This is a genomic window from Nonomuraea sediminis (assembly GCF_018531495.1).
Classification (GTDB): domain Bacteria; phylum Actinomycetota; class Actinomycetes; order Streptosporangiales; family Streptosporangiaceae; genus Nonomuraea; species Nonomuraea sediminis.
Genome location: NZ_JAHDTI010000002.1, coordinates 972,909 through 986,452, shown reverse-complemented (window position 1 = coordinate 986,452; position 13,544 = coordinate 972,909). Strand labels below are relative to the sequence as shown.

Annotated in this window: 12 protein-coding genes, 1 tRNA gene and 1 pseudogene; 8 read left to right on the top strand and 6 right to left on the bottom strand. The window is 67.7% G+C overall.

The features are described 5' to 3' along the window. The first annotated feature begins 12 nt into the window (after window positions 1-12). Window positions 13-459 (top strand): carboxymuconolactone decarboxylase family protein, encoded by a 447-nt coding sequence (locus tag KIK09_RS12735; protein ID WP_214319216.1) that lies wholly within the window; start codon window positions 13-15, stop codon window positions 457-459. Next, a complete protein-coding gene (locus KIK09_RS12730) occupies window positions 456-1,667 on the top strand; it encodes an MFS transporter (protein ID WP_214319214.1) in 1,212 nt (403 codons plus the stop codon). The genes KIK09_RS12735 and KIK09_RS12730 overlap by 4 nt, the downstream gene beginning before the upstream one ends. Here the strand turns inward: KIK09_RS12730 and KIK09_RS12725 are convergent. The 4 genes from KIK09_RS12725 to KIK09_RS12710 all read right to left on the bottom strand — a co-directional run bounded on the left by KIK09_RS12725 (window position 1,617) and on the right by KIK09_RS12710 (window position 6,350). Continuing rightward, entirely contained in the window at window positions 1,617-3,815 is a 2,199-nt protein-coding gene (locus KIK09_RS12725; protein ID WP_214319213.1) for a heavy metal translocating P-type ATPase, read from the bottom strand. The two genes, KIK09_RS12730 and KIK09_RS12725, sit on opposite strands and share 51 nt — an antisense overlap. 20 nt (window positions 3,816-3,835) lie before the next feature. Further along, a complete protein-coding gene (locus KIK09_RS12720) occupies window positions 3,836-4,738 on the bottom strand; it encodes a DUF8832 domain-containing protein (protein ID WP_214319212.1) in 903 nt (300 codons plus the stop codon). Then, on the bottom strand, window positions 4,735-4,947 hold the full coding sequence (locus tag KIK09_RS12715; protein WP_214319208.1) for a heavy-metal-associated domain-containing protein: 213 nt from the start codon (window positions 4,945-4,947) through the stop codon (window positions 4,735-4,737). The genes KIK09_RS12720 and KIK09_RS12715 overlap by 4 nt, the downstream gene beginning before the upstream one ends. Before the next feature lie 65 nt (window positions 4,948-5,012). Next, complete coding sequence (locus KIK09_RS12710; RefSeq protein WP_214319206.1) at window positions 5,013-6,350, bottom strand: MFS transporter; 1,338 nt, start codon at window positions 6,348-6,350, stop codon at window positions 5,013-5,015. Window positions 6,351-6,568: 218 nt separating this feature from the next. Between KIK09_RS12710 and KIK09_RS12705 the strand changes: the two genes are divergently transcribed. From KIK09_RS12705 to KIK09_RS12695, 3 genes are all read left to right on the top strand, one after another. Next, on the top strand, window positions 6,569-6,688 hold the full coding sequence (locus KIK09_RS12705) for a DLW-39 family protein (RefSeq protein WP_214319204.1): 120 nt from the start codon (window positions 6,569-6,571) through the stop codon (window positions 6,686-6,688). Window positions 6,689-6,704: 16 nt separating this feature from the next. After that, entirely contained in the window at window positions 6,705-7,436 is a 732-nt protein-coding gene (locus tag KIK09_RS12700; RefSeq protein WP_214319203.1) for an HAD family hydrolase, read from the top strand. A gap of 17 nt (window positions 7,437-7,453) precedes the next feature. Next, a tRNA-Ala gene (locus tag KIK09_RS12695) sits at window positions 7,454-7,526 on the top strand. Window positions 7,527-7,592: 66 nt separating this feature from the next. On the opposite strand, the pseudogene KIK09_RS12690 reads toward KIK09_RS12695, so the two are convergent. Together KIK09_RS12690 and KIK09_RS12685 are read right to left on the bottom strand one after the other, a co-directional pair. Beyond that, window positions 7,593-7,853 (bottom strand): annotated as a pseudogene (locus tag KIK09_RS12690) (tyrosine-type recombinase/integrase); the annotation flags it as partial. Between the two features lie 1,843 nt (window positions 7,854-9,696). After that, window positions 9,697-10,530 (bottom strand): SDR family oxidoreductase, encoded by an 834-nt coding sequence (locus tag KIK09_RS12685; protein ID WP_214319201.1) that lies wholly within the window; start codon window positions 10,528-10,530, stop codon window positions 9,697-9,699. Between the two features lie 166 nt (window positions 10,531-10,696). On the opposite strand from KIK09_RS12685, the gene KIK09_RS12680 reads away from it, so the two are divergent. The 3 genes from KIK09_RS12680 (at window position 10,697) to KIK09_RS12670 (ending at window position 13,476) form a co-directional block, all read left to right on the top strand. After that, complete coding sequence (locus tag KIK09_RS12680) at window positions 10,697-11,662, top strand: AraC family transcriptional regulator (protein WP_214319199.1); 966 nt, start codon at window positions 10,697-10,699, stop codon at window positions 11,660-11,662. A gap of 105 nt (window positions 11,663-11,767) precedes the next feature. Further along, window positions 11,768-12,436 (top strand): TetR/AcrR family transcriptional regulator, encoded by a 669-nt coding sequence (locus KIK09_RS12675; protein ID WP_214319198.1) that lies wholly within the window; start codon window positions 11,768-11,770, stop codon window positions 12,434-12,436. 95 nt (window positions 12,437-12,531) lie between these two features. Beyond that, window positions 12,532-13,476 carry an alpha/beta hydrolase gene (locus tag KIK09_RS12670; protein ID WP_214319196.1) on the top strand — a complete coding sequence of 315 codons (945 nt, stop codon included), beginning with the start codon at window positions 12,532-12,534 and terminating at the stop codon, window positions 13,474-13,476. The last annotated feature ends 68 nt before the right edge of the window (window positions 13,477-13,544 follow it).

Here is a 13,544-nt window from a genome sequence, read left to right as displayed (position 1 = left end):
TAGCCTGGCGTCATGACTCAGCGAATGGAAATCGGAAAGCTCGTCCCCGAGGCATACCGCGCGATGGCCGCCCTGGACCGCTTCGCCACCCAGAGCACCCTGCCCAAGGGCCTGCTCGACCTGGTCCGCCTGCGCGCCAGCCAGCTCAACGGCTGCGTGTACTGCGTGGACATGCACAGCGCCGACCTGAAGGAGGCCGGTGAGGCCGACAACAGGCTGCACGCGCTGACGGTGTGGCAGGAGGCCCCCTTCTTCACCGACAAGGAGCGGTCCGCGCTTGCTTTGACGGAAGCGGCCACCAAGCTGACCACCGACGACGTGACCGACGAGGTGTGGGCCCAGGCCTCCGAACACTTCTCCGAGCAGGAGCTCGCCACGCTGGTCGTGGCCATCGCCACGATCAACGCCTGGAACAGGATCGCCGTGCCCACCCGGATGACCCCCGAGTCGTACAAATGACCACGCGAAGGAACCTGACGGCCGCGGAGCTGGCCAACTCGATCGGTGACGGTGCCTTCCTGGTCACCTCCGCGCTGTACTTCGCCAGGATCGTGGGCCTGTCGGCCCCCGAGATCGGGTTCGGGCTGACGCTCGGCTGGGCCGTCGGAGCGGTCGCGGGGGTTCCGCTCGGCCACCTGGCCGACCGTCGCGGCCCGCGCGGCGTCGCGATCACCCTGGCGGCCGCGACCGCCGTCGGCGTTGCCTCGTTCCTGTTCGTCAGGTCCTTCGCACTGTTCGTCCTGGCCGCCTGCCTGTACGGCACGGCCCAGACCGGCCAGTCGGCGGCCCGCCAGGCACTGCTGGCCGGACTCGTGGCACCCGAGGAACGCACCGGCGTCCGGGCGGTGCTCCAGTCCACCCGCAACGGCGGGCTGGCGATCGGCGCCGCCCTCGGTGGTCTCGCCCTGCACCTGGGCACCAGGGAGGCCTACCTCGCGGTGTTCGCGGTGGACGCCGTCAGCTTCCTGGCCGCCGCCCTGGTCCTGTCCCGGCTGCCGGCCGTCGCGGCGGTCACGCGGACCCACGGCCCGCGGCTGGCCGTACTCAGGGACAGGCCGTACGCGGTGGTGACGCTGATCAACACCGTGATGCTGCTCTACATGCCGCTGCTGAGCCTGGTCGTGCCGCTCTGGATCGCGCAGCGCACCACCGCGCCGACCTGGCTGGTCTCCGCGCTGCTCGTGCTCAACACCGTCAGTGTCCTGCTCCTGCAGGTGCGCGTCGCGCGGCGGGTGAAGGGGCTGGCCGACGCGACCAGGTCCGTACGGCTGGCGGGATTGATCATGCTGGCCGCGTGCGCGGTGTTCGCCCTGTCCGGGTTCGGCGCGTGGGCCTGGCTCTTCCTGCTGGTGGCGGGCGGGCTCCAGGTGGCGGGCGAGATGCTGCTGTCGTCCGGCTCGTGGGAGATCGGGTTCGGGCTCGCCCCGGCCGACAAGCAGGGCCAGTACCAGGGGTTCTTCGGGATCGCACCGGCCATGGCCAGGATGCTCGGCCCCGCCGTACTGACCACTCTGATCATCGGCTGGGGAGCGGCCGGCTGGCTGATCGTGGGCGTGATATTCGTGACGGCCGGCGCCGTCATGGCGCCGGCCGTCAGATGGGCGGAGCGGACCCGGCTACTTGAAGGCCCGCAGCCGCAGGCTGTTGCTGACCACGAAAACGCTTGAGAACGCCATCGCCGCACCCGCGATCATCGGGTTGAGCAGGCCGAGCGCGGCCAGCGGCAGGGCGGCCACGTTGTAGGCGAAGGCCCAGAACAGGTTGCCCTTGATCGTCTTCAGCGTCCTGCGCGACAGCCGCAGCGCGTCGGCCGCGACCCGCAGGTCGCCGCGGACCAGCGTGAGGTCGGAGGCCTCGATGGCCGCGTCGGTGCCCGTACCCATGGCCAGCCCCAGGTCGGCCTGGGCGAGCGCGGCCGCGTCGTTGACGCCGTCGCCGACCATCGCGACGACCTTGCCCTCCGCCTGCAGCTTCTTGACCGCCTCCACCTTGTCGGCGGGCAGCACCTCGGCGATCACCTCATCGATCCCGACCTCGGCGGCCACGGTCCTGGCCACGGCCTCGTTGTCGCCCGTCAGCAGCACCGGGGTCAGGCCCAGGGCGCGCAGCTGCTGGATGGCCTCCTTGCTGGTCGGCTTGACCACGTCGGCGACCACGAGGACCGCGCGGGCCTTGCCGTCCCAGCCGACCGCGACCGCGGTACGGCCCTTGTTCTGCTCGCTCTCGAGAGCATCCCGCAGGTCTTCCGGCAGGTGCTGCGACCACTCCTCCAGCAGCCGCGGCCGCCCGACCAGGACGGCGTGGCCGTCGACGATGCCCTGCACGCCCAGTCCCTCGACGTTGGCGAAGTCCTCGACCTTGGCCTCGGACCGCGCCGCCTTGGCGACGGCCTGCGCGATCGGGTGCTCGGAGGCGTGCTCGAGCGCCCCCGCCAGCCGCAGGACCTCCTCCTTGGACTCCCCCTCGGCCAGGTGCACGTCGATGAGCGTCATCCTGCCCTCGGTGACCGTGCCGGTCTTGTCCAGCACGATCGTGTCGACCTTGCGGGTGGACTCAAGCACCTCGGGCCCCTTGATCAGGATGCCCAGCTGGGCGCCCCTGCCGGTGCCCACCAGCAGCGCCGTCGGCGTCGCCAGCCCCAGCGCGCACGGGCAGGCGATGATCAGTACGGCTACCGCCGCCGTGAAGGCCGCCCCCGCGCCGCCGCCGGTGCCGAGCCAGAAGCCCAGCGTGCCCACGGCCAGGGCGATCACGATCGGCACGAACACCCCGGAGATCCGGTCGGCCAGCCGCTGCACCTGCGCCTTGCCGGTCTGGGCCTCCTCCACCAGCTTGGCCATCTGGGCCAGCTGCGTATCGGCGCCCACCCGGGTGGCCCGGATGATGAGCCGGCCGCCCGCGTTGACCGTCGCGCCGGTCACGCCGTCGCCCGGTCCGACCTCGACGGGCACGGACTCGCCGGTGAGCATCGAGGCGTCAACCGCCGAGGTGCCCTCCTCGATCACGCCGTCCGTGGCGATCTTCTCGCCAGGGCGGACGACGAACCTGTCGCCCACCTTCAGCTGGTCGGTCGGGACCCGGCGGCCGTCGGCCAGCTCGACGTCCTTGGCGCCCAGCTCGAGCAGCGCCCGCAGGGCGGCGCCGGCCCGGCGCTTGGAGCGGGACTCGAAGTACCGCCCGGCCAGGATGAACGCCGTCACGCCCGCGGCGGCCTCCAGGTAGATGTTGCCCGAGCCGTCGGTGCGGGAGATCGACAGCTCGAAGGGGTGGGTCATGCCGGGGGTGCCTGCCGTACCGAAGAACAGCGCCCACAGCGACCAGCCCAGGGCGGCCAGCGTGCCGATGGAGATCAGCGTGTCCATGGTCGCCGCGCCGTGCCGCAGGTTGGTCCAGGCGGCCCGGTGGAACGGCCAGCCGGCGTAGACCACCACGGGGGCGGCCAGCGTCAGCGACAGCCACTGCCAGTTCGTGAACTGCAACGGCGGGATCATCGCCATCGCGATCACGGGCACGGCCAGGACCACCGCGGTGATCAGCCGGTTGCGCAGCGGGCGGAGCTCGTCCTCTTCCTCGGCGGGAGCGTTGTCCGCGGCCGGAGGCCGCGGCAGAGCGGCGGTGTATCCGGCCGACTCCACCGTGGCGATCAGCTCCTGCGGGTCGATGCCCTCGGGAAAGGTGACCTTCGCCTTCTCCGTGGCGTAGTTGACGGTCGCCGTCACGCCCTCGAGCTTGTTGAGCTTGCGCTCGATCCGGTTGGCGCAGGATGCGCACGTCATGCCACCGATCGAGAGTTCGACATCGGTGAGGGAAGACATCTCACCTCTCCTTTCTCGGGTCAGTGGCCGTGCGGGGCGGCGCTGTCGGTCTCGGGCGCCGCGGGGGCGGTGCCGTCGGCGTGTGCGGTGAAGGCGGCGGTGCGGACCGTGTCGCCGTGCTTGAAGTCGAGGAACAGCCGGTAGTCGCCGCGGCTGGGGACCTCGGCGTAGAACGTGATGCCGGGGCCGGCGGTCTTGCTCTCCTCGGGGTGGACGTGCAGGTAGGCCAGGTCGCCTGCGCGCAGCGCCACCAGGTGGCCGTAGGCGCCCAGGTAGGGCTGCAGGTCCGTGACCGGCTTGCCGTCCTTGCTGACGCTCAGCGTGAGCTTACTGGCCTTGCCGGGAACCAGGTCCCCGTCGAGGGTGACGGTGTAGCCGTCGACGCTTGCCGTACGGCCGGCCTGGGGCAGCGGCTTGGGCTGGAAGTCGCCGGCGACCTGCAGGTCGGCGCCGAGCGTCAGCCCGCTGCCGCCGGTGGGGGTGAAGTCGGCGAAGGCGCGGTAGGCGCCCGCCTCGGGCAGCGTCAGCTTGACCGACCAGACGCCGTCGGGGGTCATCTCGGGGTGCACGTGCTGGAATAGGGTCAGGTCACGCGAGGCCACGATGAAGTGGAGCTTCTTGTCGTGTTCGACCTCGTAGGCGGTCACCGGCCTGCCGTCGGGGCCCGTCACGGTGAACTTGAAATCTGTGGGCTGACCCGCCTCGATGGCGGTCAGCGGGTTGAGGGTGTAGCCGCTCTGCGACACTTGGAGCCCCCCGGGGGTATCGCTCTTCGCTGTGTTCGTGTTCATCGACTGGTGGTCGGCCATGCTCGTGGTGGGCGCGGGGGCGACGTCGCCGACTGCGCTGCCGACCCCCAACGCTCCACCGAAGACCACGGCCAGACCTGCCACGTAGAGCCCGAGCCTGGCCGCGGTGTTCATGCCGTGGCCACCAGTTCGTATCCGGCCTCCTCGACCGCGGCGCTGATCTCCGCCTGGTCGATCGGGCTGTCACTGCCAACCGTCAGCTTGCCGCTGGCCAGGTCCACCTCGACGGAGGTGACGCCCTCGACCTCGCTGACCTCTTCCTTCACCGAGCTGACGCAGTGTCCGCAGGTCATGCCCTTGACGGTGTAGGTGGCGGTGCTCATGTCCATCTCCTCGGTTCGCTCTACCTGACGATACTAACACCGTACCCCCCTAGGGTATTTCGGTGCTACACGTTCAGTGCTTCTTTTTCCTGTACGGCGGGCCGCCTGAGCAGCGCCAGGGACGCCACCGCGCCCACCGCGGCCACGATCGCCGCGCCCACGAAGGCCACGCTCTGCTGCTGGGCCACGGCGAGCGCCGTCATCACGGCCAGGCCGAGCGCGGAGCCCACCTGATAGGTCGTGTTGACGATGCCGGAGGCCAGTCCTGCCTCCTCCGGCTTTGCGCCGGACATGGCCGACATCATCGCCGGGATGTAGGCCAGCGACATCCCGACCGCGGCCACCAGGCTGGCGGGCAGCACGTCACTGGCGAACGCGCCGTCCGGCCTGGCGAACGACAGCCCCAGCACGCCCGCCGCCAGCACGGCCAGCCCGATCACGATGAGCGGCTTGGCCCCGAACCTGGCCAGCAGCCGTGCCGTGATGCCGACCATGAACACCATAACGGCGACCGTCATCGGTAGCAGTGCCGCCCCACTGGCGAACGCGCCGAAGCCGAGCGACTGCTGGAGGTAAAGGTTCAGGAAGTACCACATGGGGATCCAGGCCGCGCCGAGCAGGCCCATCGCCAGGTTCGCGGTGGCCAGGCCCGGGGTGCGCCAGATCGACAGCGGCATCAGCGGCTGCTTGACGACGCGCTGCACGATCAGGAAGAGCGCCAGCAGCGCCACGCCGGCGATCCCGGCGATCCAGTTCGCCGCCACGATCGCGTACACCGCAAGGGCCAGGCCCGCCGTGACGGAGATCGCGCCGACCACGTCGACCGAGCCGCGCCTGCCCTTCACCGCGGGCAGCAGCCGGGTGGCCGCCAAGGTCGCCACGCCGATGGGGATGTACACGATGAACACCCACGGCCAGCTCAGATATTCGGTGATCACGCCGCCGAGAAAGACTCCCGCCGTGCCGCCTGCCGGGGCGGCCGCGCCGTACAGCGACATCGCCTTGCCCAGTTCCTGCGGCTTGTCGCCGAAGAGCATCATGAGCAGCGTCATCGCCGCGGGCGCGATGAGCGCCCCGCCCACGCCCTGTACGGCGCGGCCGAGCACCTCGACCCAGGCCGTGCTCGCGGCGGCGGCCACCACCGAGCCCGCGATGAGGATCACCCATCCCGAGGTGAACACCTTGCGGGCGCCGATCAGGTCGGACAGCCGGCCGCCGAGCAGCAGCAGGCCGCCGAAAGCGATCACGTAGGCGTTGAAGACCCACTGCAGGCCGCTCTGGGTGAACCCGAGCTCGCGCTGCATGTCGGGGAGCGCCACCCCGATGATCGAGGTGTCCATGATCACCATGAACTGCGCGGCGGCGAGCACGAGCAGTGCCCACCACCTTCTTGACGTTTCCATCTCTCTATACCCCCTAGAGGTATCTGCGGACGGCGCAGAACGTGTCATACCCCTAGGGGGTTTGTCAAACTCATGAGTCTCACGCGTGCCTTATCCGCAGATTCGACATATCCGGATAGCGCGCAACAGGGGGACCACGGCCAACCCTTGCTAGGCTGCTTGTCAACCGTTGGGTCTCACCCCGGCGGGTGAGACCGTCGAAGAAGTGGGGTCACACGATGAAGAAGCTGATCGTTCTGGCGCTGATCGCCCTTGGGGGGCTGCTGATCTGGCGTAAGGTGCAGGCCGACCGCGCCGAGCTCGACCTCTGGACCGAGGCCACCGGCAGCGAGAACTAGCCGACCTGGCGAGGCGATGAGTGACGTTGTCGTCCCCATCAAGCTGGCGTGCCTGGACCTCGCCGGCACAACGATCGGTGACATCGCCACGGTCGAACGCGCGTTCGCCGAGGCGATCGCCACTCAGGGCATAGTCCCGGGCACCGGGGCCTATGCGCGTGCCATGGTTCACGTGCACCGGTCCCGGGGCTGCCCCAAGATCGAGGTCTTCCGCGGGATCTTCCCCGGCAACGAGGCCCAGGCCCAGGCGGCCAACCTGACGTTCGAGCGTGCTTACGAGGGGGCGCTTGAGCGGGCGGGTCTCGTACCCGTGCCCGGGGTCGTGGAAGTCCTCGACAAACTGCGCGGCTCGGGGATCAAGCTCTCGGTGATCACCGGTTTCAGCCGTGCGACCTTGAGCCGGGTGCTCAGCGTGCTCGGCTGGGACGAGAAGATCGACCTCGCCCTGTGCCCCGAAGACGCCGCCGGACGTGGCCGTCCCTGGCCCGACATGGTCCTCCACTCGGTGCTCCGGCTCCAGATCGAGGACGTGCGCCAGGTCGCGGTCATCGGCGACGCCGAGAGCGACATGCTCACGGGCCGACGGGCGGGCGCGTCCATCGTGGCCGGCGTCCTCACCGGCGCCCACAGCCGCGAGCGCCTACTGAAGGGCGGTGCCACCCACCTCATCAACTCGATCACCGAGTTCCCTGATCTGATCATGGGAGAGGAGCTGGGCACGCACCAGATACCCGCCACGGCCCGGTAAGCTGTGGTGCGGTGATTGGGGCCTTAGCTCAGTTGGCAGAGCACCTGCCTTGCATGCAGGGGGTCAGGAGTTCGAATCTCCTAGGCTCCACCTCAATGAACGCCCCGGACCGATCTTGGTTCGGGGCGTTCGACCACCAACGTTGACCACAACGAGTCAGTCTTCCGGCAGTTTGAACAGGTCGTTCATCTTGCCCAGCGCTTCACGTCGTGCCTCTTCGTCTACGTGCGTGTAGATCTCTTGAGGGACCGTGATCCGACTGTGGCCGAGGATCATTTGAGTGTCACGGGCCGGGACGCCGAGCTCCTTCAGCAGCGAGGCCACCGTGTGCCGCAGGTGATGGACGGTGATCGTCCGTAGGTGGTTGTCCTGGCAGATCCGCTTGAACGAGCGGTGCAGGTTTCGGGGTTCGATCGGACGCCCGTCCTGGTCGTGAAGATCAGATCATGGTCCGGCCAGTCTCCGCCGAGGGCATCGAAGCGCACGCGAGGCGCGCGGATGACCGGGCGCGCGGCAGTTCTGGCCGCGTGGGCGCGGTCGCCGGCCGCGCTTACGCCTTGGGGGCGACGCACACCGGCACCGCGCAAGGCCGCACCCGCGCATCGGTCCGCACGAACGCGCGTCGTAACGCCCGCCGGTGGCCGAGCACCGCACGTCGGAGGCCATCCCGCTCCGGGCGCACCGCCTTACCGAATCGTTGCGGAGCCGGATCAGATGGGACCCACGAAGATCACACAGGGGGACACGGCCACGCCACGCGCGGTGAGGCCCACGGGCCTCACCGATGATCAAGTCTATTGTTCCCCTGACCGATCTTCCCCATCAGATCCTGCGCCACCGCAACGATTCGTCAAAACGGTACACCCTCCACGGACTGACCTCACGCGCCACTTCGCAGGAGATGCATGGGCCACTCATCGTCATCCCAAAAATCTGGCTTGAGGGCTTCCTTGCATTCAGGATGATCATATTTACCGGGCTTGAGGCAATCGAAGGCAACGATCCTTTGCGCCTTGCATGCAGAAACCTCCGAACCCGGCTTCGCTAAGCATTCAATGAAGCCGATCTCAATCTTGTAGCATGCTAGCCCCCCGTGACCATCGCCTAGACAACGCAAGTGATCAGCCGCAACCATCCGACAGGCGGACTCATTAGCTGTTGAGAGCCGAAATCTACAGGAATCACGAATATCTACAGCGACCTTGCAATTGAATTCTCCCCACTGCCCCGAGGTTCGTGATTCGCATTTCTCGAAATCACTCATCGCCTTGGCGCAACTTCCTCGATCGACCGGCGACTCACACTCGCTATAGACAGCCGGAAGTAATGGGTGCGCTACTCGATATGTCGCAAATGCGGCAAGGCCCAATGATGCAATCGAAAATATGAGCGAGCCGATGAGTAACTTGTTTTTTATGCGCTTCAATTACTCACCTTCGGATGCGACAAAAGGAAACTCAAGAGGACGAGTATGGCTGGATACTATTAGATCATTCAGCCCAGGCGATAGACCAAGCCAGTAAACGCTGGAGACGCAAGGGGCCAAGATTCGGGCCCATCATGGGGTCAGAGATCATTCCCTGGTCGTAGGCTCCCGGTTCCAGTTGTCCCAAGCGCCGGACTGTTGACCACCAGACCTGACCACAATGGGGACCGACACAAGACGACAGCAGCGGACGAACGATCGCCGCCTCGCCAGGCCATGGCCATGATCCGACACCTCCCGCGGTTCTTGCATGCAGGGGGTCAGGAGTTCGAATCTCCTAGGCTCCACCACAGGTAAAAGCCCACTTCCTTGATCAGGAAGTGGGCTTTTCGATCTTTGTACAGCTGCTTTTTACAGCAACCGCCCCTTACCCGAGCTTCTTGAGCGCCTTACGGGTCTCCTCCGTGGTGACCTCGCTGTAGACGTTCATGGTCACGGCGATCTGGCTGTGGCGGAGGATCTGCATAGCCACGCGGGGATGGACGTCGAGGGCGACCAGCAGCGAGGCGCAGGTCCTTCGGGTTGCGTGGAGCGGCGGACCTCCGCCCTTTGGCAGGCTCGGGTGAAGCTCCGGTTGAAGTTCCGGGGTTCGATCGGGCGACCCGAGCTGGTGGCGAACACTAGCCCCTCGCCCGCGCCGAGGTCGCGAAGGGCAGCCAGGGCCAGGGCGACGAGCGTCCGAGGCTTCGGTCTGGTCCAGGTAGGGCACGGGTAGCGGTACCTCTTCGTAGCGGATGACGTCGGTGCCGCCGTACTCGTGGATGCGTGCGGCTCTCAGGTGTCGCGGAAAGCGCTGGAGTGGTCGATCACCCACTCGCGGAACGTGCGGGCGGGCGTCCCGGTGGCCTGCTCTACCGTGGAGGTGATTGGCCCGGGCTTGGTCACCAGCTCGGCCTGGGCGTGGAGAATGCCGTCCACGGCAGCGCCTGGCCAGCCGAGTTCGAGCATCTGCTGTCTTTCGACCTCCGCAGGTGTCTCGATCCAGTGCACCGGGCGGTCGATCACTTCACCGATGATGCGTACCTGGTCGGACTGGGACAAGGTCTGGGGGCCGGTCAGCTCATAGATCGCGCCACCGTGTCCGTTGCCGGTGAGCGCCTGCACCGCGACGGCGGCGATGTCGTGCTGGTGGATCGGGGCCATGGCGGCCGCTCCGTAGGGGCCGTGCACCGCGCCTGCGGCGCGGACCTGCGCCGCCCACCGCAAAGCGTTGGCCGCGAAGACGTGTGGCCGCAGGAACGTCCACTCAACCCCGGTCTGCTCGATCAACTGCTCGGCTCGCTGTTCATGGTCGCGTACCGCCGCCGAGGACAGGTAGACCACTCGGCGAGCGTGTTCGGCGACCACGTCCAGCACAGCGGACATCCCCTCGGCCGTAGCGAAGGGCCATACCAGGAACACCGCGTCGACCCCGTCCAAAGGGGCGTGCAGAGTGTGCGGTTGGGTGAGGTCGCCGCGCATGACCTCGATGTCGGCCCGCAGCCTCGCCGCGTGGGGATCACGGGCCAATGCCCGAACCTCGGCTCCCGCATCCATCAGTTGAGCCACGACCTGCCGGCCCACTCTGCCGGTCGCGCCCGTGACCAAGATCCTGCCCCGCCTATTCATCAGCAGTTCCTCTTCCCAAGATGCGGCGGCCTGACTTCGTGGCCACCGGTTCGATCATTTTGTCCCTGTGATGAACCGTAGGAACGCGAGGACAGATTTCCTATGCGTCAAAGTCGTTGTTTTATATGCAATCGTCTTCATCCGTCCCCGTAGATAGACTCTCAACATGGACGTGCTCAGCGATGTGATCGCCATCATGCGTACCGGCCGACCCCGTTCAGCGCGCGTTCAATGGCATGCCCCCTGGGGCCAGCGCTTCCCCTCCGCCCTCGGCTCGGCGGGATTTCAGATGATCCTCCAGGGCTCGTGCTGGCTGACCCCGCCAGACGGCGGCGTGCCCATCGCGCTGGGCGTCGGCGACGTGGTCTTCTTCCCCCACGGGCACGGATACGGCCTGGCCGATAGCCCGACCACCCCACTGGCCGAACCCGACTGCGACCCGCTCGACGACGCCGACCTCCACGCCTCAGCGTCCATCGGCCAGCCCCTGCACGGCACCCCCACGGTGACACTCTGCGGCGGATACCAACTCGACCCCACCCGGGCCCACCCGCTCCTTCACGACCTGCCCGACATGGTCCACATGCCCGCCCGCCTCGGAAACCGCGCCGAACTGCGTGCCGCCGTTGACCTGCTCGCCGGCGAGCTCGACCACCCTCGGCTCGGCACCGACACGATCGTGCCGGCCCTGCTCGACACGCTGGTCCACTACATCCTGCGAGCCTGGTTCGACGAGCACCCAAAGCGCAGTATCGATACCGGATGGGCGGCGGCGCTGGCCGATTCGGCGATCAGCGCCGCGCTTCACGCCATCCATCGCGACCCGGCTCACCACTGGACCGTCGCGACCCTGGCCGCAGAAGCAGGGCTGTCACGCGCCGCATTCTCCAAACGCTTCACCACCATGATCGGCCAACCACCCCTGACCTACCTGACCTGGTGGCGTATGACGACCGCCGCACGACTGCTGCACGCATCCGACACCCCACTCGGCCAGGTAGCCGCCCAGACCGGCTACACCTCCGAGTTCGCCTTCGCCAACGCCTTCAAACGGGAGTATGGAACCGCGCCCGGCCGCTACCGCCGACACGGCCAAGCAAGAACACGAAACGAAGAACAGCGCCCGGCCTGACCACACACCAACCGCTCGACCCCCGCGGGGAACCTTGAAGGAGCGCGCTGAGGGGCTATGGGGTCATGAGTGGACACTCTGCGAACCGCTCGGTTCACTATGGGGGTGTCTACCGAGAAGCGGGTTGTTGATGTGAATGCCTCTGCTGACAGCGCCGAAGCCTCGGAACGGGCAGGGTATCGGCGATCGGCTGGGTCTCCGCGTGGTGAGGTCAGGCGCCGGGAGCTGCTTGATCGGGTCGCTGAGGATCTGGCGGTCAACGGGTTGGCGGATTTCTCGCTGCGGCGTGCCGCGCGGGCCGCCGGCACCACGCACAAGGTACTGCTCTATCACTTCGAGAGTGTTGAGGATCTGCTGACGCAGGCGGTGTTCAAGCTGCGGGAACGGCGCGTCGGCCATGCGTTGGCCGCGATCGCCGAGGGAAGTGCGGGTTCTGGTCTGGCGGGCGGGGTGCGTGTGATGTGGCGCATTCTGGTGGAGGAGGAGTCGGGTCTGTCCCGGGCGCTGGACCAGGCCATGGGATTGGCGATGTATCACCCGGAGCGTTATGCCGGGCTCGGCCGCGAGGCGTCGCAGCAGTATCTGCCCTTCCTGCAGACGCAGTGCCCGCCGGAGTGGTCGCAGCGGCGCAGGCTCGAGGTCGCCGAGATGATCCTGGCGACACTACGCGGTTTCCTGCTGGAGCGGCTGATCACCGGGGACGCCGCAGGCGTCACCGCCGGGCTGGAGGCGCTGGTGCGGGCAGTGGAGCGCGAAGAGGCCGCCGACCGGTAGGCGTGCACCGTCGCGCGAAGGACCCTCTGGACACATTTGCGAACCACGTGGTTCACTTCTTGGAGTGGAATGATCCTCAACTCCAGGAGGCCGACATGCAGGTATCCGCGACACGGGAGAAGGTCCGCTTCGTCAGCGGCGACGCCGAGTGTGCCGCCTGGCACTACCCGGGGACCAACGGCGCGTGCGTGATCATGGCCGGGGGTGGCGGGGTGACCAAGGAGCCGGGCACCGACCCGTTCGCGGCCCCGTTCCACGCCGCCGGGTTCACCGTCTTGGCATTCGATTACCGGCGGCTGGGGGAGAGCGGCGGACTGCCGCGCCAGGTTGTACGGATCAAGGACCAGGTTGCCGACTGGCAGGCCGCGATCGCGTACGCCGAAACGCTGCCGGATGTGGATCCGGCGCGGCTGGCGATCTGGGGTTTTTCTCTGTCAGGTGGTCACGTGCTGCGGGTCGCGGCACGTAACTCGCAGGTGGCGGCCGCGATCGCGCAAACTCCGAACGCCGACGCGCGCCAGGCCGGGCCCAAAGCAATGAGCCATCAGAAGCCTGGCACGTTGATGCGTCTGTTCGGCCGGGCGGCCGCCGACGCTGTCGGAGGTCTGTTCGGCCGACCGCCACTTCTGATACCGCTGGCCGGCGAGCCGGGCACCGTGGCGCTGTTGTCCACGCCCGATGGGCTCCAGGGTGACAGCGCCCTCAACCCGGGCAACGCCTATCCGGAGTGGCTGCAGGAGATCGCTGCTCGCTCCGTGTTCGGGATGGGGCTCTACCGGCCCGGCCTCGATGCCTCGCGCGTGTCGTGCCCGCTGCTGGTGATGGTCTGCGAGCAGGACCAGTCGGTCCTGGCCCAGCCCGGTATCGACGCAGCCCGTCGCGCACCGCGCGGCGAGCTGGTTCAGCTGCCCGGCGGGCACTACGAGCCGTTCCTGGCCGGGCATCAGGACGCCGTCGAGGCTCAACTGGCGTTCCTGCGCAAGCATCTACTCGACCCTGCACCGGCCGATTCCCGACGGGTCGGAGATACCGGAGCATGAAGCAGATCGAACTGTCAGCCGGAACCATCGACTACCTCGACACCGGCGGCCAAGCCCCTCCCTCGCTG

Excerpts from the sequence above, each read along its gene's own strand:
- KIK09_RS12680 (WP_214319199.1), top strand. The coding sequence starts at position 10,697 with ATGGACGTGCTCAGCGATGTGATCGCCATCATGCGTACCGGCCGACCC.
- KIK09_RS12715 (WP_214319208.1), bottom strand. The coding sequence starts at position 4,947 with ATGAGCACCGCCACCTACACCGTCAAGGGCATGACCTGCGGACACTGC.
- KIK09_RS12670 (WP_214319196.1), top strand. The coding sequence starts at position 12,532 with ATGCAGGTATCCGCGACACGGGAGAAGGTCCGCTTCGTCAGCGGCGAC.
- KIK09_RS12735 (WP_214319216.1), top strand. The coding sequence starts at position 13 with ATGACTCAGCGAATGGAAATCGGAAAGCTCGTCCCCGAGGCATACCGC.
- KIK09_RS12705 (WP_214319204.1), top strand. The coding sequence starts at position 6,569 with ATGAAGAAGCTGATCGTTCTGGCGCTGATCGCCCTTGGGGGGCTGCTG.
- KIK09_RS12685 (WP_214319201.1), bottom strand. The coding sequence starts at position 10,530 with ATGAATAGGCGGGGCAGGATCTTGGTCACGGGCGCGACCGGCAGAGTG.
- KIK09_RS12720 (WP_214319212.1), bottom strand. The coding sequence starts at position 4,738 with ATGAACACCGCGGCCAGGCTCGGGCTCTACGTGGCAGGTCTGGCCGTG.
- KIK09_RS12730 (WP_214319214.1), top strand. The coding sequence starts at position 456 with ATGACCACGCGAAGGAACCTGACGGCCGCGGAGCTGGCCAACTCGATC.
- KIK09_RS12710 (WP_214319206.1), bottom strand. The coding sequence starts at position 6,350 with ATGGAAACGTCAAGAAGGTGGTGGGCACTGCTCGTGCTCGCCGCCGCG.
- KIK09_RS12725 (WP_214319213.1), bottom strand. The coding sequence starts at position 3,815 with ATGTCTTCCCTCACCGATGTCGAACTCTCGATCGGTGGCATGACGTGC.
- KIK09_RS12700 (WP_214319203.1), top strand. The coding sequence starts at position 6,705 with ATGAGTGACGTTGTCGTCCCCATCAAGCTGGCGTGCCTGGACCTCGCC.